The sequence below is a fragment of the Rhizobium subbaraonis genome (assembly GCF_900220975.1).
GTDB classification, from domain to species: Bacteria; Pseudomonadota; Alphaproteobacteria; order Rhizobiales; family Rhizobiaceae; genus Mycoplana; species Mycoplana subbaraonis.
The window spans coordinates 246,342-266,224 of record NZ_OBQD01000008.1; the positions used below are offsets into that span (position 1 = coordinate 246,342).

Here is a 19,883-nt window from a genome sequence, read left to right on the forward strand (position 1 = left end):
CGCGCAGATTCAACGTCTTATCACGCCGACCTGCGCGCGGGGGCTCAGTCTTCCAGCGTTCCAGGGGCGCGATCGGCGCGGGTGCGTTCGCGGCAGGCAATCTTCATTAGGTCGTCGCCGCGGCGCACGAACCGGTCGGAGGTCCGCGTCGCGATCAGACCGGGCTGGGCGGCCCGAACCTCGATCGAACCGTCAGCAAACCCCGGCCGTGTCACGAGCGTTGCAAGCAGGTCGCCAGCCTCGATCGTGTCGCCGATGTCACGGTGGAACAGCACCGTGCCAGGCTCCATCGCCCGCACCATCTCGATGTTGTCGAGGGGAACGGCCGGTCCGGAAAATGCCTGAGCGGGCAGCAGCGGCCCGCCTTGTGGCGTGGCGATCACGCCGCGCGCGACGAGAAAGTTAAACAGCCCATCGGCGTCTTTTGTTGCACTCTCAGGATAGACGTCGCGCCGCCCGCGCAACTCGACGGTAGCCGCCAGCCGTCCCGGAACGGAGGCCTGCTTCTCGCCGCCCTGGCGCTTGAAGGCATAGCCGACTGCCTCCTCAAACGCGGTGCTTTCGCCGTCCGACAGGAACACCGCTTCCATCGAAAGCGCATTCGCAAGATCTGCCGCCTCTGGCCAGAAGGCCTCGTCGATATAGGCGTATTGCACGGATTCGTCGTCGCAATGAAGGTCCAGCACCAGTTCGGCGCCGAGCGCCATGTGAAGCAACGTCCGCTTCAGCCGGTTCACCGCCGTCTGCTGATCGAAGTCCTTCAGGAGCCCGTCCCGCTCCGAAAGGGGGACGAGCGGAAAATCGCGGTTGAAATTTGTGCGCGAGGCTAGATCAAAGCGGCCCTGCATCTCGCCGAAATGCGCCTGTGCCGCGCCGATCGGATTGGCCTGCGGCACGATGGTGATATCGCCCAGGACGGCGCCGGCCGCTTCCGCCTCGCGCAGCCGCGCGCAAAGGAAGTGGATGAGAGCCGTGCCCGGCAGCTCGTTCGAATGCAGTGCCGCCTGGATGTAGACCTTCGGCGCATCCGCAACGGTGCCGGTGAAACGCAGCACGGGAAGCCGCCATTCGAGGCCGGGCGTGTCGCCGGCAAGGGTGATCTCGGTAACGTCCACGATGTCTCCTCGCAAAGTCTTTTGCCGCGGTTATGGGGATTGATTGCAATCGGTGCAAGTCCGCACGCATTTTTCGAGCGCCCGGAATCGGGTTGAACTGGCGCCGGCAAGGGACGATCTTAGGTAAACGAAGCGGAGCCTGGATCATGTCGAGCGCGTGCAGCTACCTGATCTTTGAAACGGCAGGCGGTCCTTGCGGCATCGCCTGGAGCCGCACCGGCGTCCTGCGCTTCCAGCTGCCGGCCGACGATCCAGAGACGACACGGCGTCTGCTTATGCGCCGGTTGCCGTCCGCCGAGCCGGCGGATCCGGCACCTGCCATCGCCGAGGCCGTCGCGATGGTCCGGCGCTATTTCGCCGGCGAAGCGGTCGATTTCTCCGGCGTCCCGCTCGACCTTGCCGGCCAGAGCCCTTTCTTCACGGCGATCTATGGTGCCGCCCGGCGTGTCGCCTGGGGGCAGACGACGACCTACGGCGCCCTTGCCCGTGACCTCGGCGCCGGTCCCGAAGCCGCGCGCGACGTCGGCCAGGCCATGGCCAAGAACCCCGTCGCGCTCATCATCCCCTGCCATCGCGTGCTCGCCGCCGGAGGCAAGGTCGGCGGCTTCTCCGCCCCCGGCGGCGCCGGCTCAAAGCTCAGGATGCTGGCGCTGGAGGGCATCACCTTTGCCCCGCGGGAGCCGGCACAGCAGACGTTCGGGTTCTAGCCGGGCTGGGGCGCGCCGGCCAGCCTGTCCGGTTCCAGGATCACAGAACCGGAAGGACCCCGCCATCATCGACCATTGGTCTTACCTCCGCGCCGCTGGAAAGCCGTGGCGCTTAGCCGCCCAAACCACGGCCAGCGTTGGGACCAGCAGCGCCAGCAGTGCGGGCGAGAACGCGGAGACGCCGAAGAGACCCAGCAGAGCGCCGCCGATGATGCCGCCGCCCGCAATCGCCATGTTCCAGGCCGTGACCAGCATCGACTGTGCCACATCGGCCGCCTCCCCAGCCGTCTTTGCGATGGCTGTCTGGAACAGTGTCGCAGCGCCTCCGTAGGCCAAGCCCCAGGCCGCCGTTGCGGCATAGATGACGCTGGGTATTTCGCCTGTCACTCCAAAGGCCAAGGCTGACAGGCCGAACAAGACGGTACTGGAAAGCGTCAGCGCACGCAGATGACGATCAATCAGTACGCCGATGATCCAGATGCCCAGCAGAGACGTGACGCCGAACACCAGCAGCACCAGATCCGTCCGTTCGGCCATGCCTGCCACCGTGAGGAACGGGGCGATGTAGGTATAGAGGATGTTGTGAGCCAGCACGAAGGCCAGCACCGCAAACAGCACCGGGCGCACGCCGGCCACGGTAAACACATGCCCCAGCGAGAGCCTCTTGCCCGCTGCCTGTCCCGCAAAGTCCGGCACCGTGATGCGCACCCACACCATGAGCACCAGCGCCAGCCCGCTCATGATGCCGAAGCACATCCGCCAGCCCACAAGGTTTCCGAGGAAAGTGCCGGCAGGTACGCCAAGCGAGAGCGCCAATGGCGTGCCCACCATGGCAATGGCAATGGCTCGGCCCTTCTGGTGCTCGGGCACCATGCGCGCGGCATAGCCCGCCAGCAGTGCCCATAGCAGCCCGGCCGACACTCCCGCCAGGAAACGCGCCACCATCGTCAGAACATAGCTGCCGGAAAACGTCGTGACAGTGTTGGCGACGGCGAAACCCGCGATGGCGGCCAGCAGCAACGGGCGGCGACGCGCGCCCTGCGTGGCGGCGGTCAGCGGAATCGCCGCCACCAGCGAACCGATGGCATAGAACGTGACCAGTTGCCCGGCCAGTGCCTCGGAAATCTCCAGACCGGCACTGATCTGCGGCAGCAGGCCCGCTGGCAGGGCTTCGGTCAGGATCGTGACAAAGCCTGCCATTGCCAGTGCCAGCAGCGATGCCATGGGAAGGCGTGCGGCCTGTGCGCCGCTATCGAGAGTCGTTGTCGAAATTGCCATGAATCTGCCTTTTCGGGTGCCGACGGCGTGCGCAACTGGCACTCAACCGGCACGAATTGAAGTAGGCCGTCATATTGAGGTGTTCCCAATGCAAGACAATAATGCCAATGTTCAAAACATATCGGACAAATATTCTTAAATAGCGGAACCATGGACTCTCTCAATGGCATCTCGTTCTTCGTGCAGGCGGCTGAGACCCGCAGTTTTTCCAAGGCGGGGCGCATCCTCGGCGTATCCTCGTCGGCTGTGGGCAAAAGCGTGTGCCGATTGGAAGAGCGCTTGGGCGTGCGCCTGTTTCACCGCAGCACGCGCAGCATCACGCTGACCGCCGAGGGCGCGCTATTCCTTGAACGCTGCCGGCGCATCCTGTGCGAAGTCGAAGCAGCCGAGTTGGAACTCTCCGAGACGCAGCAAGCGCCGCGGGGGCGGCTGCGCATCAGCCTGCCCCTGGTCGGGATGCTGGTCGTGCCCGCGATCACTGCCTTCATGCGTCGCTATCCAGCCATCGAGTTGGACGTGGATTTCTCGGATCGTTTGGTGGACGTGATCGAGGAAGGCTTCGACGTGGTGGTGCGTACCGGCCAACCGACCGACTCGCGCCTCATGTCTCGCCCGGTGGGCAGCTACCGGCTGATACTGGTCGCCTCGCCGGACTACCTGGCGAGACACGGAATGCCCGAGGTTCCCGCTGATCTGGAGTGTCACGCCTGCTTGCAGCACAAGTTTCCCTCAACCGGAAAACTGGAGCCGTGGCCGTTGAAGGGCACGGAAGGCGCGCCGGAACCGACGCTGCCGATATCTATGGTGTGCAACACATCCGCTGCCTTGATGGACGTGGCGGTGGCGGGCCTGGGCATCGCGTGCCTGCCGGACTTCATGGTGCGTCGGGCCATTGAACGGGGCCAACTGGTTTCGGTACTGGACGCGCATGTCGAGCACCAGGGAACCTTCTGGCTGCTTTGGCCGTCGAGCAAGCATCTGGCACCGAAACTGCGCGTTTTCATCGACTTCATGGTCGAGGCGCTTTTTGCAGAAAAGGCGGTGGCACCGGCCAAGGCCAGAGCCACTGCCCCTTCTTTCTAGTGGTTCAACGGCCGTAGGGCCGGGTCTATGCCGGTCGCAGCATCATTCCCACTCGATTATTGATTGGCAGCATAACGCCTTGAAATATCGTCATTAAAAATATTTTTCGCGGCGATATACCGTCAGCCATCCCGGCAAAACCGCTGGCTTTTGAAATTATTGGATTTTTCCGGAATACCCCGAAAAACCGTACTTTCGGGATCTATCGTCAAGCGAGGAACGCAGGAAACAATCCGACTCGATCCGTGCATCCCGCCGATTTCACTACGTAGTCCTATCATCAAAGCCGTCGATTGTCACTGGACCGTCGCGCGTGGGACGGAAGTGAGAACATGGCTACGATCAAAGCAAGCAGCGCTAGAAGGCTCTTGCCCGATTGACCGTCTCGACAACTCCGGCCTCGCCCGCTTGTTGTCGATGAGGTGCCGCCGGAGGTGACTGCTGAGTGTGACGGCACTCAGGAAATTGATTGCAGCCGTAAAAGGTGGTGTCGTTGCGACCTTTGCGCTCAACCAATTCCCCGACCAGGCAACTGGGACACTGGTCGAGTTCCTTCCCCTCTATGGTTTCAAACCGGACCTCATTGCCGGCGATTTCGCAAAGCTCGCGAATGTAGCGTGAGGGCTTGCGCCTATTGCAGAGGATGAACGTCCCTCTGCTGGCGCGGGTAAGCGCGACATAGAAGAGTCGGCGCTCCTCCGCGTAGGCGAACGTCTCCGGGCGCGGGATAACGAGATTGAGCAGCTCGTCATCTTCGATGCGGCTGGGAACGCCGTAGTCGCCCTCGCTGACATCAAGCAGGATCGTGTAATCTGCCTCAAGGCCCTTGGAGCGATGAAACGACATGCCGGCAACCTCGATCGCCGAAAATTCGGGGGGCTGACCGTGAAATGGATCCAACAGGTTGTAACGCCACAAGACCAGCACCTTCAGCTTTTGCCCGGTCTCACGCCGCCACTGGCTCGAAATGCCATCAAGAAAGGTGTTCAGGCGATCGAGCAGTTGGAAACAGGCTTTCGGGAAGCTTGGCTTTCGCCACTCCACGCTGACCGGAATGACCCGGATTGATCGCGGTATGGAGGCGCGCGTCGACCGCACTGTCTTCCTGATCTGGTCTGGATTGCGCTGAACGAAGCCCGCAGCAGTGTCGGCGAGCAGCTGGTTGCAGCGGTAGGTCTGTTCGAGCCGCCCTTGCCAGCAGGCGCCAAAGTTCGCCTCGAACTGGGTGAAGATCGTAATGTCCGACCCGGCGAAGCGGTAGATCGACTGCCAATCGTCTCCGACAGCAAAAACCTTGGTGAAGGGCTTCTGGTGTTTGAGCGCTTTGATCAGATTGGCCCTCGGGTCCGAAATATCCTGAAACTCATCCACCAGGACCAGTGAATACGGGCTCTGATAGCGACCCGTCTCGACGAGGCGCACTGCGTCGCCGATCATCGAATCGAAGTCGATACGCTTCGCCTCGTCGAGCTTGCGTGAATAGGCTTCGGTGATCAGCCAGACAGCACGCGCGAAATGCTGCGCGCGGGGTTTGTCATGCAGGGACTTGGCCCGCTCGAGCAGCATCTCCAGCGTAAGCTGGCTAGCCCGGATATGCTTGATGCACACGCCGATCAGCTTCTGGTAGTGCGTGATCACCACCGGCTCGACCGCCTTGAGGATCTCGTCGACACTTTTCTCGGTCAGCGGAATTTCGCGTTTTGTCAGCTGTGCCTCGAGATGCGGCAACAGCGTCCCATCGCGCGCCTGTGCTGAGGTCGTCTCGAAGAAATCCAACTCTTCGCGCTTGTATCCGGCGCGTTTACCCTTGGTGTGCTCGGCGTAGTTCACAAAAGGCGACGAACCATCCGCGTTAATCGCGAAATGCTCATGGAATGTGTCGGTCAGCGGGTAATGGAAGTCAGGCTGAACAAAGCGCTCGCTCCCATCCTCCTCTTTGAATGAGATCTGCTTTTCATACTCGAACTCGACAGAGTGGACCCACAACCAGTTCGCGATCCGTTGCTCCTGAAGGGATTTCACATACACGTCTGCAAGTGTGCCGATGGTGCTACCGCCCTTGTCGTTGCGATCGGCGATGTAGCGATTGTAGTCCGCCTCCGAGTCAAAGACCTCCGCCGGAATGTCGGCCTTGGGCAAAATGGAGAGAAGGTCGATCCACAGGCGGCGAAACTCTTCATCAACCTCCATCAGCTCGCGTATGATCTTGTCAATCACACGGGCTTCGCCGGCGGGATGCTCGACCCAGTTGGCAAGCTGAGGTGGGCGGCCTTCCGTCTCTTCGATGATCCCTCGGCCGAGCGCGTGAAAAGTCGTCACCCGGCACTCCAACGCCTCCTCATCTACGTTCAGTTGCCTGGCGATCCGTTCCTTCAGCTCATCGGCTGCGCTCTTATTGAATGCCAGAACAAGAATTTCGCTCGGATGGTAGAGCTCCTTTTCGAGGACATAGGCGACTTTCCCGACCATGGTTGCGGACTTGCCTGAGCCAGCCGATGCGACGAGCAGGTTGTTGTCTTCGAGACGGATGCAGGCCTCCCGCTGCTCTTGGGAAAGCGAAAATCCGCCAAGGTTGGCGAAGAATTTCTCGAACTTCTGCATCTCGTGAACAACGAAACTTTCGTTGTAGCGACTGCGGACAGCCGGGTCGGTGAGCATGGCAAATGAGGTTGGCAGATAGCCTCTTAGTGTGCCGGGGATCAGAGCTGCATCAAACAACGGGTGCGCCAATGCCAGTGACGCCTTTCCCGGGACGCTCGCGATCGCCCGGCTAACGTCCGCATGAGCAAGATATTGCCTGTTGCTGTCGGTGATCGCGCGAATCTTGCTGTCGACCTCGCGCAGGCGTTCCTTGTCGGAGTCGATAAGGTTCGCGAGGTGCAGATTCACGAAAGCCAGCAAGTCGTCGCATAAAGTTTGAGCCGCTTTGGCCGTCAGGCCGGACAGAGCATCAATACGGCCCTTCGACCGGATCTCGACCGTGTGCCAAAGGAGAGCCTTGGTTGACGAAATAGACGAGATCTCAAGACACTGGATTTCGTCTTCGTGTGTTGATTTCAGGCTAATCCGGTCCTGAGAAGATGAGCTGAGAACCAGTTTCCATTTCTCTGACAGGAAAAGACGCGCCCAAAGGCTGGGCCGGTATGTGCGGGATCGACCAAATATTGGCGGTTTCATCGAGCCGCCCGGCCTGTGGTTGCGGCGTTCCACAGAAATCGGGGATTTTCATCCCTTTCGATGTCGCTCATCTCCCCCCGATCCCCCAGTTTCTTATTTGGCCGTGCTGTTCGCGCGCGCGGCTATATCGGCGCACCGCGCCATGAGCGCCTCGAACGGCTCCGCGTCGTCGAAGAGCAACCCATCCTCGACCATGCGGGCATAGTCATCCTCCAGCGCCTTCGCGCCATCGCCAGCCGGAACGAGTTGCAGGCCGCCATTGACGGCTGCCCCGTAATCAATCGGCGAGCGATCAGCCGCTTTCTCCGCAAAGAACATCGACTTGTGGCGAGCGACCGCGTTCGCCAGATCGCGATCCGCGAAGGCAGCGTCCGCAAGACCGGCTTCATCGAGCCGGGCGACATCATGCCAATGCCGGGCGAAGCGGTCCCCACGCAGCCGGTCCTGGTGGCAGAAAACATGGATGGCGGTCGCCTTCTCCCAGAACGTCCGCTCGGCGTGCATGACGCGCGGACGCGCTGTCGGGAATATCAGGCCATCGATCAGGCCAGAGGCATCGCAGACAACATCGCGCAAACTGGCCGGCTCGCCCGTCGACCGCGCGCCGAACTCCAGCATGACACTGGGGGCGACATAGCCCGATCCGACTGCGGTCGGTTCGTAGTCGATAAAGAGCCGATCACCTTCGACGCGGATCGTCGCCGCCAGACCTTCCGTGGCCAGGGCGTCGGCGACTACCGGCTGCACGACAGCGCCAACCCATTCCGGTAGCCGGCGACGAACCTCGCTGGACCAGCGCTTTTCCTCGCTTCGCGTTTTCGGCAGGCCCTCGCCATTGTCCCCGACCAGGTCGGGCGCGATGGCCCGAATGTCGTAGGTCAGATCCACATCCTCCGAAAACCGATGGATGACCTGATAGGCTTTCGACAGCGATGTGCCGCCCTTGAACACCAGATGCTCACCAAGCGGCGCCGTGTAGAGCATGCTCAACGCCCACACCACCCAGACGTCCTTTTCGAGCAGATGCGCGGGCCGCCCCGAACGATCCGCCGCGACGCCAAGGGCGTCGCGGCGATCCTGAGCCGAGAGGAGCAGGAAGGTTTCAGCCATAGGCCGCCTTCCCGACACTCTGCGCCAGCCATGTCGGAAGCTGCGGCGCGGCCGCCACCAATTCGCCAAAGGCGCCGGGCGGCAGCTTTCGCTTCAATGTCCTGAGCGCAGTTTCGGCTTTCTCCGGGCCGAGCCAGGCCAAGGCCCGGACGGCCTCTCCCGCCGGCCGGTTGGCCAGAGCCAATTGCCAGCGCGGGGCATGGCGCAATTCCACGACCTGCTTGCCGAGATTCATCTTCCGGCTGCGCCCGGAAGTTAGATAGACCGAGCGAACCGGCACCTGCGTCGTCAGGCCAAGCGCGTTTGCGGCCGCCACACCGTTCGAGACAATGGTCTCGCCACGCTGGCTGGCAAGGGCCTCCACAGCCTGTTCGACCGACGGCGCGCGCGTCCCGAACCGACTGGCGACGGGACGGAGATAGACACCGCGCCCAGCCCGGATGAGTTGTTCGCGCTCGGCCAGACGCGACAAGGCCTGGTCTACCGCGGCGCGATTGCCGAGATGGAGCAGCCCCTTAGCGGACACAGAAGCGCCCTCGGGCAAACCCGCCATATGCGACAGAATCTGTTCGGTCAGCCGTGTCATCGTCTTTCTCCTGTCAGGAACATACGCAGTTTTCTGACAGTTTTCAAGGAAACACATCCGGGACGGAAAGCTGGGACAAGGGGAAAGCCTTCCCCTGCGGTCGAGCGTTGGGTCTCGCCCGACCCCTTCTGCGGGGAGATCCCCGCAACGCCCCCCATAGAGTGAGAGTGCGGACGGGTTTCCCGTGACGGGTCGAGGGCTGGAGAAGAGGTCTCCGGCGCCCGTCGCGGAGATCCGCGATGTTCAGGAAAAACCACAGTTCCCGTGCCGGCTCAGGCCGGACGAGCCTCTATGACGACATCACCGACAAGATCATCGCTGAGCTTGAGGCGGGCCGTGCTCCCTGGGTCCAGCCATGGGGCTCGGCCGCGGCCAAGGCGCCGCTCGCCATGCCCCGCAACGCTGCGACCGGACGGCACTATTCCGGCATCAACGTGCTCATCCTCTGGGGGGCGGTGATCCAGCACGGCTTCCCCGACCAGAGTTGGCTCACCTTCCGCCAGGCGCTGTCGCTGGGCGGCAATGTCCGCAAAGGCGAGCACGGCACGACCGTCGTCTATGCCGACCGCTTCACGCCGGAGGACGAGAAGCGCCGAGCCCGCGAGACTGGTGAGGACGCCGCCGCGATTCCGTTCCTCAAGCGCTTCACCGTCTTCAACGCCGCGCAATGCGACGGCCTGCCGGACGACATCGCCGCCATCGCTCCACCGCCACCGCCTGGCCTCATCGAGCCGCGCGTCGAGGCTCTGATCGAAGCGACGGGCATCGATTTCCGCATCGGCGGCGATCGCGCCTTCTATGTGCCCGCGCACGACTATGTGCAGGTGCCGCCACCGCAGGCCTATTTCGAGCCGATCAACTGGCACCGCACGGCCCTGCACGAACTTGGGCACGCCAGCGGCCATGCCTCCCGGCTCGGTCGCGATCTGACCGGCGGTTTCGGCACGAAGAAATACGCCTTCGAGGAGTTGGTGGCCGAGATCAACGCGGCCTTCTGCTGCGCGTCTCTCGGCATCGTACCGACCGTCCGCCATGCCGACTATATCGGCGCCTGGCTGGAGGTGCTGCGCGAGGACAATCGTGCCATCGTCCGCGCCGCCTCCCAGGCCAGCAAGGCGGCCGATTGGCTGCTCGGCTTCCTGCCCGACGCCGATGTCGGCACGGCCGGCCACGGACGGGAAGCGGCGTGATGGACACACATGGTGAAATCGGCCCACGCAAGGCTTAACAGTCCATTACTGACCTTGCTGTAGACTTCCCCCAGCCTTTGCAGGCAACAGGACGCAGTGGGATTCGTAACTCGTGATGGAAAACACCTTGGGGCCAGATAACGCCATATGGGATGATGGTGAATGGGTGAGCTGGGACGAAATCAATCAGCAGATTCAATATAAAGAGTGGCGTGCGCGCTATCCGAATGCGGACCTGTCGCTTGTATCGGTCTTTGAGTCGTTGATCGGCACCGCCGAGGAATACTACCATCTCACCGGCAGACACCTGCAAGTATATGGTGATATTGGCGAGCTGTATGGTGCGATCACCCATGGCATCAAGCTGCACCGCAATTACGCCAAAGGGTCCGATGGCCGTCTTGGCAATGACTTCGTTGAGGTGAAAACCATCACGCCATTCAAGAATTGCGATGTTGTCGAGATCAATCTTGAGCGCAATTTCAGCAAAATCCTGATCGTGAAGATCAACGCGGATTTTGAGGTGCGAGGCAAGTTGATCGACCGCAAAGCCCTCCCCAAAGGCAATGGAAGGGGGAAGCGGCTACGCATCGACTGGTCGCTGGTGGAAGCGTAGCCGGCGATAGCAAGCCGCACTCCGACATGAATGGATTGTGTGTGGCCCGATTAATGGGAGACCTCGCGCGGCGTGACGATCCGGAAAGGCGGGAAAGCGGGGCTCCGGCTGCACGCTTTTCCGCTTCTGCGGCGCTGCCCTTCTTAGAGTGAGAGGGCGGCGCTTCGCTTCGTGACGGGTTGGAGGTCGAGAGAGAGTCTCCCGGCCGCCCGTCGCGGAGTAACGAACATGGCGACTGCCATCCAGAAGATTACCCTGTCGTCGGCGCGCGACATCCCCTTCAACAAGCTGGTGCTGAGCCAGTCCAACGTCCGCCGCGTCAAGGCCGGCGTCTCGATCGAGGAAATGGCCGAGTCCATCGCCCGGCGCGGCCTCATTCAGAGCCTTCATGTCCGTCCGGTCCTCGACGCCGATGGCGCAGAGACCGGAATTTTCGAGGTGCCGGCCGGCGGTCGCCGCTATCGCGCACTCGAACTGCTCGTGAAGCAGAAGCGTTTGGCCAAGACGGCGACGGTGCCCTGCGTCATCGGCGACGCCAACAGCGACATCCTCGTCGACGAAGTGTCGCTGGTCGAGAACATGGAACGCGCACCGCTCCATCCGCTCGACCAGTTCCGCGCCTTTCAGGCCATGCGCGACAAGGGCATGACCGAGGAGGCCATCGCCGCCGCCTTCTTCGTCAGCGTCACCGTGGTAAAGCAGCGCCTGCGCCTCACCTCCGTCTCGCCGACCCTGCTCGAAATCTATGCCGATGACGGCATGACGCTCGAACAGCTCATGGCCTTCACCGTCAGCCCCGACCATGCCCGTCAGGAACAGGTCTGGGACGCGATCAAGGATAGCTGGCAGAAGGAGCCCTATCAGATCCGGCGGATGCTGACCGAGACCGCGGTTCGCGCCTCGGACAAGCGGGCCATTTTCGTCGGTGTCGATGCCTACGAGGCCGCAGGCGGCATCGTACTGCGCGATCTGTTCCAGTCCGACGACGGCGGTTGGCTGCAAGACCCCGTCCTGCTCGACCGTATGGTGGCGGAGAAGCTGAAAGCCACCGCCGATCAGATCGCCGAGGAAGGCTGGAAGTGGATCGAGGTCGCGGTGAGCTTCCCCTATGGCCACGACCACGGCCTTCGTGAACTCACCGGCGTTGCAGTCGATCTGTCCGACGAGGAGCGTGCGACCCGCGAAGCGTTGCGCGAGGAATATGACCGGACCGAAGCGGAATATTCCGAGGCCGACGAGTTGCCAGACGTGATCGATCAACGTCTCGGCGAGATCGAGCAGGCTCTGGAGGCCTTCGAGAACCGCCCCGTCAGCTACGATCAGGCCGACATCGCAATTGCCGGCGCCTTCGTCAGCCTCGACGTCGACGGCTCGCTGTCGATCGACCGCGGCTATGTCCGCGCCGAGGATGAGCCCCAGGCCGAGCCCGATGGCGAGGCGTCCGAGGGCGACCAGCCCGATACGCCGGCCGTCCAACGCGCGGTCATCACCATCGGTGGCAAGCCCGCCGAGCCCGAGGATGATGAGGAAGACGGCATCAAGCCGTTGCCCGAGCGTCTCGTGATCGAGTTGACCGCCCATCGCACCCTGGCGCTTCGCAACGCGCTGGCGGAACATCCGCACGTCGCCATGACCATGTTGCTGCACAAGCTTCTGAGCGACACCTTCATCCACACCAACCCGTCCGGTTGCCTCGAGGCCAATGTCCGCCACATCTTCTTCTCGGCCCAGTCCGAGGAATTGAAGGACAGCCCATCGGCGCAGGCGGTCAACGATCGCCACGAGCGCTGGGGGGATCACATCCCCGCTGACGATGAGGCGCTCTGGGCCTGGCTGACCGATCTCGATGACGGCACGCGCCTGGAACTTCTGGCGCTTTGCGTCAGCTACGGCGTCAATGCGCTATTCGAACGTCCGAACCCCTATTCCGGCTCGGGCGTCAGCCAGCATGGCCTCGACGTGCGTCTGGCGCAGGCCGACCGGCTCGCACGGGCTACGGGCATGGACATGGTGGCCGCAGGCTGGAAGCCCACGGTCAGCAACTATCTCGGCCGCGTGACCAAGCCCCGCATTCTCGAGGCCGTCCGCGAAGGCGCCGGCGAGCGGGCCGCGCAGCTCATCGACCACATGAAGAAGGGCGACATGGCCAAGGAAGCCGAACGCCTTCTGGCCGACAGTGGCTGGCTGCCCGAACCGCTGCGCCTCGCGTCCATCGATGGCGATCAGCCTGGTCCCGACGATCAGGCCGATCCAGGCGAGGACACCGCCTTGCCGGACTTCCTCACCGAGGGCGGCGAAGACGACGATACCGCCGACGACGAGGATGAGGTCCAGCACGCCGTCGCCGCCGAATAGCGCGGATCGCGCGGGGCGGCTCCATTCGTCCCGCGCATCTCACCCCGATCTTCCACACCGCTCGGCCCCACGGTCGACAGCCTGCGTGGCTGTGCCGTGCGGACCGAGCATTTCCGTTTCAGGAGCCCGTCATGGCCGACTATTTCACCCATTTCTCATGCCTGCTCGATGTCGGCACGCCCGAGAACGCCGCCCGCGCGCTCAACCTCTATAACCGCCTGTCCGAGACCGGCGCATCGGAGGAACCGCCTTCCGAGGGCTTCCTCCTCTCGATCCAGCCCGAGCATGGCGGCACGCAGCTCTGGATGCACGACGACGTCACCGGCGATCCCGAGCGCCTGATCCAGTTCGTGAAGCGCTGTGCCGCAGAGTTCGGTCTGACCGGCCGCTGGGGGGTCCAATATGCCAACACCTGCTCGAAGCCCCGGCTCGACGGCTTCGGCGGCGGTGCGCATGTCCTCGATCTCGCCACCGGAGAGACCGTGGACTGGATCTACACCGATGGCTGGCTCGACCAGACCCTCTCCGACGAGGGAGGCCCGCTATGAGCATCCCGTCCTATGCCCGGAGCAATTTTCAGACGCTGCTGCGCGCTGCCGGTGACGGCAACCTTGCGCTCATGGAATGCCTCGATGCCGTGACCGGCGCTCCGCGTTACGTCATCTGCGCGGTGGGACGAGACGATGGTGATTTCGTCTTCACGCCCTTCGGCCACCTCGCTGACGGCAATCCCTATGACGCCTATCTGCCGCCCAACCCCGGCGATCCTGGCGGCTTCATGCATCCGGGTACGCTGGGAGAAGCGTCATGATGGACATCGACGCCATCTTCGCCGCCGATCACGACCGCCCGCCCGCCGAGCGGTCTCTCCCTTGGCTGGAAACCAGAGACGGCATCACCGTCGTCGTGGAGCCCAAGCCCCATTGGGCCAGCGACATGCGGGCCTTCCGGGCCGAGGCTCGCGAATATTGCGCCTATGCCGATTGGAACGCGAACGGGGCGCGCGCCCGGTTCTTCGGGCACATCGACACCAGCGGCGATGACCTGATCCGCAAAGCGCGCAGGCTCGTCGCCCGCGAGATCACCAACGGGCACTGGGCCTGACCCCTCAAAGCGCCTCTGCCGCTCGGCCGAGGCGCTTTTTTCATGTCGGCAGCGACGTGTTCGAGAGTGAGAGGGCAGCCGGGACGGGTTTGAGTTCGGGCGGTCGAGAGAGAGCGCCGTCCGGGCCTGCCGTTCCCGCTCTCCCGAGGTTCCGATCCATGAACATCATGTCCCCCGTGGCCGGTCCGGCTGCGCCCGTTGCCCGCGCGTCCGCCATCATCGCCGCCGCCCATCAGCTTCTCACCATGCTCGAACGCGGCCAGCGGATCGACAACGCCAATCTCCGCATCGCCATGGAAACGGCCTTCGAGGCTTCCGACACGAGCGGCGCCTGGGACTGGAAGACGGCCTACGAAGCCTGTGAAGGCGCGACCGTCCTGTTCCTGCGCAAATACGGACGTGCGCTTTTCCGTAAAGCCGGCACTCCGGCTGCACGGCTTGCCGCCCTGTCGAAAATCACCGGCCTTCTGCCGACACACACCCGTCGCTCGGAGGAAGCCCAGGCGCTTCAGCAATTCTCGACGCCGGTCCCGCTCGGCCTCGCCGCTATCGCGGCCGCCGCGATCACACCGCACGACATTGTGCTGGAGCCGTCGGCAGGCACGGGTCTTCTCGCCATCCTCGCCGAGATCAGCGGAGGCTCGCTGCTCCTCAACGAACTGGCGGAAACCCGCGCTGATCTACTTGGCCAGCTCTTTCCAGCCCTTGCCGTCACGCGGTGTGACGCCGCCCAGATCGACGACCACCTTCCGGCGTGCGCCATCCCTTCCGTCATCGTGATGAACCCGCCCTTCTCGGTGATGGCGCACGTCTCTGGTCGGGTCGCCGACGCCGCCGCGCGTCATGCTGCTTCGGCCCTGGCGCGGCTTGCCGATGGTGGACGTCTGGTGACGATCACCGGCGCAAACTTCGGCCCCGAGCAACCGGCCTGGCGTGACACCTTCATTCGGCTTCAGGGGCGTGGGCGCGTCGTCTTCACCGCGGCGATCCACGGCTCCGTCTATGCCAAGCACGGCACGAGCATCGAAACGCGGCTGACCGTCATCGACAAGCTGCCGGCCGAAGACCCGGCCACGTTCCCTGGGTCCGCTGGCGTTGCGCCCGACGTCGCCACGCTGCTCGCGTGGATCGAAGCGCAGATTCCACCGCGCCTGCCGGTCGCTCTGCCCGACATCGCGCCGCCCGTGTCGGGCTCGGCGCCCCGCACCGTGCGGGGTTATCTCGCGCGCGCCGCCACGGAGCGTCCGGCCGCACGCTCCACCATGGACCCGCAGGGCGTTGAACTCGCCTACGACACGATGGACTGGACACCGCCGGAAGGCGCCCACCTCACGGACGCGATTTATGAAGAATATGGATTGCAGTCGATCCGTATTGCCAGTTCTCAGGCGCACCCCACCAAGCTCGTGCAGTCGGCGGCCATGGCGAGCGTTGCACCACCCAAGCCTGCCTATCGGCCGATGCTGCCCGCGAACATCACCGATCTCCTGTCGGACGCCCAGCTCGAAACCGTCATCTATGCCGGCGAAGCCCATTCGGGCTTCCTCGCCGGCTCCTGGATCGTTGATGCGACCTGCGATCTCGTGCAGGCGGCCAAGCCCGATGACGAAAACGCCGTGCGCTTCCGGCGCGGCTTCATGCTCGGCGACGGCACTGGGGCGGGCAAAGGACGTCAATCTGCCGGCATCATCCTCGACAACTGGCTGCGCGGTTGCCGCAAGGCGGTCTGGATCTCCAAATCCGACAAGCTGATCGAGGACGCGCAGCGCGATTGGTCCGCGCTCGGCATGGAGCGTTTGCTGGTCACGCCGCTGTCGCGCTTCCCGCAAGGGCGGCCGATCACGCTTTCGGAAGGCGTCCTGTTTGCAACCTATGCCACGCTACGGTCCGACGACCGTGGTGAGAAGGTTTCCCGCGTCCGGCAGATCGTCGAATGGTTGGGCTCCGATTTCGATGGAGTGATCATTTTCGACGAGAGCCACGCCATGGCCAATGCCGCAGGCGGCAAGGGAGAACGCGGCGACGTTGCCGCCTCGCAGCAGGGACGTGCGGGCCTTCGGCTTCAGCATGCCCTGGCCAACGCGCGCGTCGTCTATGTGTCGGCTACCGGCGCGACCACCGTCCACAATCTCGCCTATGCCCAGCGGCTCGGCCTGTGGGGCGGTGAGGATTTCCCCTTCGCCACCCGCGCCGAATTTGTCGAGGCGATCGAGGACGGCGGTGTCGCGGCCATGGAAGTGCTCGCCCGAGATCTGCGTGCGCTGGGCCTCTATACCGCCCGATCGCTCTCCTACGATGGCGTCGAATATGAGCTGATCGAGCACGCCCTGAGCGACGAGCAGCGGCGTATCTACGATGCCTACGCCAGTGCCTTCGCCGTCATCCACAATCATCTCGACGCCGCGATGCAGGCGGCCAACATAACCGGCAGCCCAGATAGCGGGGGAGCCACACTGAACCGCCAGGCCAAGTCCGCCGCCCGCTCGGCCTTCGAGTCCGCCAAGCAGCGTTTCTTCGGCCATCTGCTCACTTCGATGAAAACGCCCACGCTGATCCGGTCCATCGAACGTGACCTGGATGATGGCCACGCCGCTGTCGTCCAGATCGTCTCGACCGGCGAAGCGCTGATGGAGCGCCGGCTGGCGGAAGTCCCAACCGAGGAATGGAACGATATTCGCGTCGACATCACGCCGCGCGAATATGTTCTGGACTATCTGGCCCATTCCTTCCCGGTCCAGCTCTACGAGCCGTTCACGGATGGCGAGGGCAATCTGTCCTCGCGCCCGGTCTATCGCGACGGCCACCCCGTCGAGAGCCGCGAAGCTGTCGCGCGCCGTGACGAGTTGATCGAACGTCTTGCGTCTTTGCCTCCCGTGCCGGGGGCGCTCGACCAGATCGTACAGCGCTTCGGCACAGATATGGTCTCCGAGGTGACTGGCCGCTCCCGGCGCATCGTCCGCAAGGGAGAACGCTTCGCCGTCGAAAACCGCGCGCCATCCGCAAACCTTGCCGAGACGGCTGCGTTCATGGACGACCTGAAGCGCATTCTCGTGTTCAGCGACGCCGGCGGCACCGGCCGCAGCTATCACGCCGAACTCTCAGCAAAGAACCAGCGTCTGCGCGTGCATTATCTGCTCGAACCCGGATGGAAGGCCGACGCCGCCATCCAGGGTCTGGGCCGCACCAATCGCACCAACCAGGCGCAACCGCCGCTGTTCCGCCCGATCGCCACGAACGTCAAAGCCGAGAAACGCTTCCTGTCCACGATCGCACGCCGGCTCGATACGCTGGGCGCGATCACGCGCGGTCAGCGCCAGACCGGCGGCCAGGGTCTGTTCCGGCCGGAGGACAATCTGGAATCGAGCTACGCCCGCGATGCGCTGCGGCAGCTCTATCTCCTGATCGTTCGCGGCAAGGTCGAGGGTTGCTCGCTGGGTCGCTTCGAGTCCGCGACCGGCCTGAAATTGACCGACGAGGGCGGCATCAAGGACGAGTTGCCGCCGATCACCACGTTCCTCAACCGCCTGCTGGCGCTGACCATCGAGCTTCAGGGCATCCTCTTCACCGCCTTCGAGCAATTGCTCGACGCCAAGGTGGCCGGAGCCATCGCCAGCGGCGTTTATGACGTCGGGCTGGAAACGCTGACGGCGGAGAGTTTCGTCGTCGCTGAGCGCACGACCATCTACACCCATCCGGCAACGGGCGCACAAACGCGGCTGCTCACCATCACCGAGCGCCGCCGAAACCAGCCAACCACGCTCGATACGGCGCTCGACTGGCTCGACGATCCGCATGCCCGGCTGCTCATCAACGCGCGTTCGGGACGCGCTGCTGTCCAGGTGCCGGCGCCGTCCATCATGCTCGACGACGGCGAGATCGAGCGCCGTGTCCGCCTGATCCGGCCGATGGAACAGCACCACGCAAGCCTCGCCATGATGGAAGACAGCCATTGGCAGGAAACCGCTCGCGACAGCTTTGCAGCGGTCTGGCAACGTGAAGTCGCCGAAGTGCCAGCCTATACCGATGGCGCCATCCACATGGTCAGCGGTTTGCTCCTGCCGGTGTGGAAGCGCCTGCCGAACGAGTCGACGCGCGTCTATCGGCTCCAGACCGATGATGGCGAACGCATCATCGGGCGGCGGGTTTCGCCCGCCTGGGCCATGAATGCCGTCTCGACGGGAACGGCCAACCTCAGCAGCGATGATGCCTACGCCGCTCTGGTGGACGGTCGCACCATCCTCGACCTGGCCAGCGGGCTCCAGCTTCGCCGCGCGCGCGTCATGGGCGCGAACCGGATCGAACTGTCCGGCTTCACCGACACCATGCGGGATCGCCTGCGCGCCTATGGCCTCTTCAGCGAGATCATCTCGTGGAAGCTGCGCTTCTTCGTTCCGGTCGATGCCTCTGGTCCCGCCATCATAGGCAAGCTGCTCGCCACTTATCCGGTCGAGCGGATCAGCGAGCGTGAGGCAGCGTGATGGCTCGGCGGGACGCTTCTGAACTGGCACACCGTCTCGGCCGACAGGCCGAGGCGGTCTGCCGCCACTATCTCTCCAACGGCCACCGGCAGGGCAATTACTGGCAGGTTGGCGATGCTCGTAATGCCGCAGGCCGTTCCATGTTCGTGCGCCTGCGTGACACACCGAAGGGACCAGCGGGCAAATGGACCGACGCCGCCACCGGCGAACATGGCGACCTTCTCGACATTATCCGGGAATCGCTCGGCCTCATCGACTTCGCAGACGTTGCTCAAGAGGCGCGCACCTTCCTCAGCCTGCCGCACCCCGAACCGGAGCGGGCATCACGCCGCGGACTGGCGCCAGCGCCATCGGGTTCGCCCGAGGCGGCACGCCGTCTCATCGCCATGACGCAGCCGATCACCGGGACCATTGTGCAGACCTATCTGCGCAGACGCGGCATTGCGCTTTTGCACGGAACCGGAAACCTGCGCTTCCACCCCCGCTGCTACTACAAGCCCGACGATGGCCCGACCGAGACCTGGCCCGCCATGATCGCCGCCGTCACCGACCTCGCTGGCAAGATCACCGGCGCGCACCGCACCTGGCTCGCGCCTGACGGCTCCGACAAAGCCCCCATCGACACACCGCGCAAGGCGATGGGCGATCTCCTCGGCAATGCCGTCCGCATCGGTGCGCCCGGCAGCGTGATGGCGGCAGGCGAAGGTATCGAGACCATGCTGTCGCTCCGGCAGGTTCTGCCCGATATGGCGATGGCGCCGGCGCTTTCGGCAGCACATCTGGCCGCCATCCTGTTCCCGGCGACTTTGCGGCGACTCTATATCGTCCGAGACGACGATCCGGCCGGTGACGGCGCGCGGGACATACTGATCGAACGGGCGAACGCCGAGGGAATCGAGGCCATTCCATTGTCGCCGGCATTCGGGGACTTCAACGAGGATTTGCGGCGGCTCGGTATCGACGCACTTCGGGCAGGCGTTCGAGTGCAGCTCGCTCCAGACGACGTCGTACGCTTCATGAACCTGGCCGCTTAGCCGGAAAGGATTGGGGAGCGGCGTACAGCCGCCATGCCCGCAACGATGCG

General features: G+C 63.7%; 15 protein-coding genes. 10 read left to right on the forward strand and 5 right to left on the reverse strand.

The window, feature by feature from the left end; genetic code table 11:
* Positions 1–44: 44 nt before the first annotated feature.
* On the reverse strand, positions 45–1,115 hold the full coding sequence (locus tag CRO48_RS14375) for a M14 family metallopeptidase (protein WP_097140413.1): 1,071 nt from the start codon (positions 1,113–1,115) through the stop codon (positions 45–47).
* 146 nt (positions 1,116–1,261) lie between these two features.
* Here CRO48_RS14375 and CRO48_RS14380 point away from each other — a divergent pair, with 146 nt between their 5' ends.
* Positions 1,262–1,822 (forward strand): methylated-DNA--[protein]-cysteine S-methyltransferase, encoded by a 561-nt coding sequence (locus tag CRO48_RS14380; RefSeq protein ID WP_097140415.1) that lies wholly within the window; start codon positions 1,262–1,264, stop codon positions 1,820–1,822.
* An 81-nt stretch (positions 1,823–1,903) separates the two neighbouring features.
* On the opposite strand, the gene CRO48_RS14385 is transcribed toward CRO48_RS14380, so the two are convergent.
* Complete coding sequence (locus CRO48_RS14385) at positions 1,904–3,046, reverse strand: MFS transporter (protein ID WP_210201992.1); 1,143 nt, start codon at positions 3,044–3,046, stop codon at positions 1,904–1,906.
* A 204-nt stretch (positions 3,047–3,250) separates the two neighbouring features.
* Between CRO48_RS14385 and CRO48_RS14390 the strand changes: the two genes are divergently transcribed.
* Positions 3,251–4,183, forward strand: coding sequence for a LysR substrate-binding domain-containing protein (locus CRO48_RS14390; protein WP_097140418.1), 933 nt, complete (start codon positions 3,251–3,253; stop codon positions 4,181–4,183).
* A 357-nt stretch (positions 4,184–4,540) separates the two neighbouring features.
* Here CRO48_RS14390 and CRO48_RS14395 read toward each other — a convergent pair whose 3' ends face one another.
* The 3 genes from CRO48_RS14395 to CRO48_RS14405 form a co-directional block, all read right to left on the reverse strand.
* Positions 4,541–7,360 carry a UvrD-helicase domain-containing protein gene (locus tag CRO48_RS14395; RefSeq protein WP_097140535.1) on the reverse strand — a complete coding sequence of 940 codons (2,820 nt, stop codon included), beginning with the start codon at positions 7,358–7,360 and terminating at the stop codon, positions 4,541–4,543.
* Positions 7,361–7,453: 93 nt separating this feature from the next.
* Complete coding sequence (locus CRO48_RS14400; RefSeq protein WP_097140420.1) at positions 7,454–8,470, reverse strand: nucleotidyl transferase AbiEii/AbiGii toxin family protein; 1,017 nt, start codon at positions 8,468–8,470, stop codon at positions 7,454–7,456.
* Positions 8,463–9,056 (reverse strand): DUF6088 family protein, encoded by a 594-nt coding sequence (locus CRO48_RS14405; RefSeq protein ID WP_097140422.1) that lies wholly within the window; start codon positions 9,054–9,056, stop codon positions 8,463–8,465. The genes CRO48_RS14400 and CRO48_RS14405 overlap by 8 nt, the downstream gene beginning before the upstream one ends.
* Before the next feature lie 239 nt (positions 9,057–9,295).
* Between CRO48_RS14405 and CRO48_RS14410 the strand changes: the two genes are divergently transcribed.
* The 8 genes from CRO48_RS14410 to CRO48_RS14445 all read left to right on the forward strand — a co-directional run bounded on the left by CRO48_RS14410 (position 9,296) and on the right by CRO48_RS14445 (position 19,833).
* Complete coding sequence (locus CRO48_RS14410; RefSeq protein WP_097140424.1) at positions 9,296–10,246, forward strand: ArdC family protein; 951 nt, start codon at positions 9,296–9,298, stop codon at positions 10,244–10,246.
* A 115-nt stretch (positions 10,247–10,361) separates the two neighbouring features.
* The gene (locus CRO48_RS14415) at positions 10,362–10,862 is read left to right on the forward strand and encodes a hypothetical protein (RefSeq protein WP_097140426.1); all 501 of its coding nucleotides are present in this window, start codon (positions 10,362–10,364) and stop codon (positions 10,860–10,862) included.
* Between the two features lie 228 nt (positions 10,863–11,090).
* Positions 11,091–13,217 carry a ParB/RepB/Spo0J family partition protein gene (locus tag CRO48_RS14420; RefSeq protein ID WP_097140428.1) on the forward strand — a complete coding sequence of 709 codons (2,127 nt, stop codon included), beginning with the start codon at positions 11,091–11,093 and terminating at the stop codon, positions 13,215–13,217.
* Positions 13,218–13,348: 131 nt separating this feature from the next.
* Positions 13,349–13,765 (forward strand): hypothetical protein, encoded by a 417-nt coding sequence (locus CRO48_RS14425; protein WP_097140430.1) that lies wholly within the window; start codon positions 13,349–13,351, stop codon positions 13,763–13,765.
* Complete coding sequence (locus CRO48_RS14430; protein WP_097140432.1) at positions 13,762–14,028, forward strand: DUF6117 family protein; 267 nt, start codon at positions 13,762–13,764, stop codon at positions 14,026–14,028. Before CRO48_RS14425 ends, CRO48_RS14430 begins: the two co-directional genes overlap by 4 nt.
* A complete protein-coding gene (locus tag CRO48_RS14435; protein WP_097140435.1) occupies positions 14,025–14,321 on the forward strand; it encodes a hypothetical protein in 297 nt (98 codons plus the stop codon). The genes CRO48_RS14430 and CRO48_RS14435 overlap by 4 nt, the downstream gene beginning before the upstream one ends.
* Positions 14,322–14,479: 158 nt before the next feature.
* Entirely contained in the window at positions 14,480–18,799 is a 4,320-nt protein-coding gene (locus CRO48_RS14440) for a strawberry notch family protein (protein ID WP_097140437.1), read from the forward strand.
* Positions 18,799–19,833 carry a DUF7146 domain-containing protein gene (locus tag CRO48_RS14445; RefSeq protein WP_097140439.1) on the forward strand — a complete coding sequence of 345 codons (1,035 nt, stop codon included), beginning with the start codon at positions 18,799–18,801 and terminating at the stop codon, positions 19,831–19,833. The genes CRO48_RS14440 and CRO48_RS14445 overlap by 1 nt, the downstream gene beginning before the upstream one ends.
* Positions 19,834–19,883: the final 50 nt, after the last annotated feature.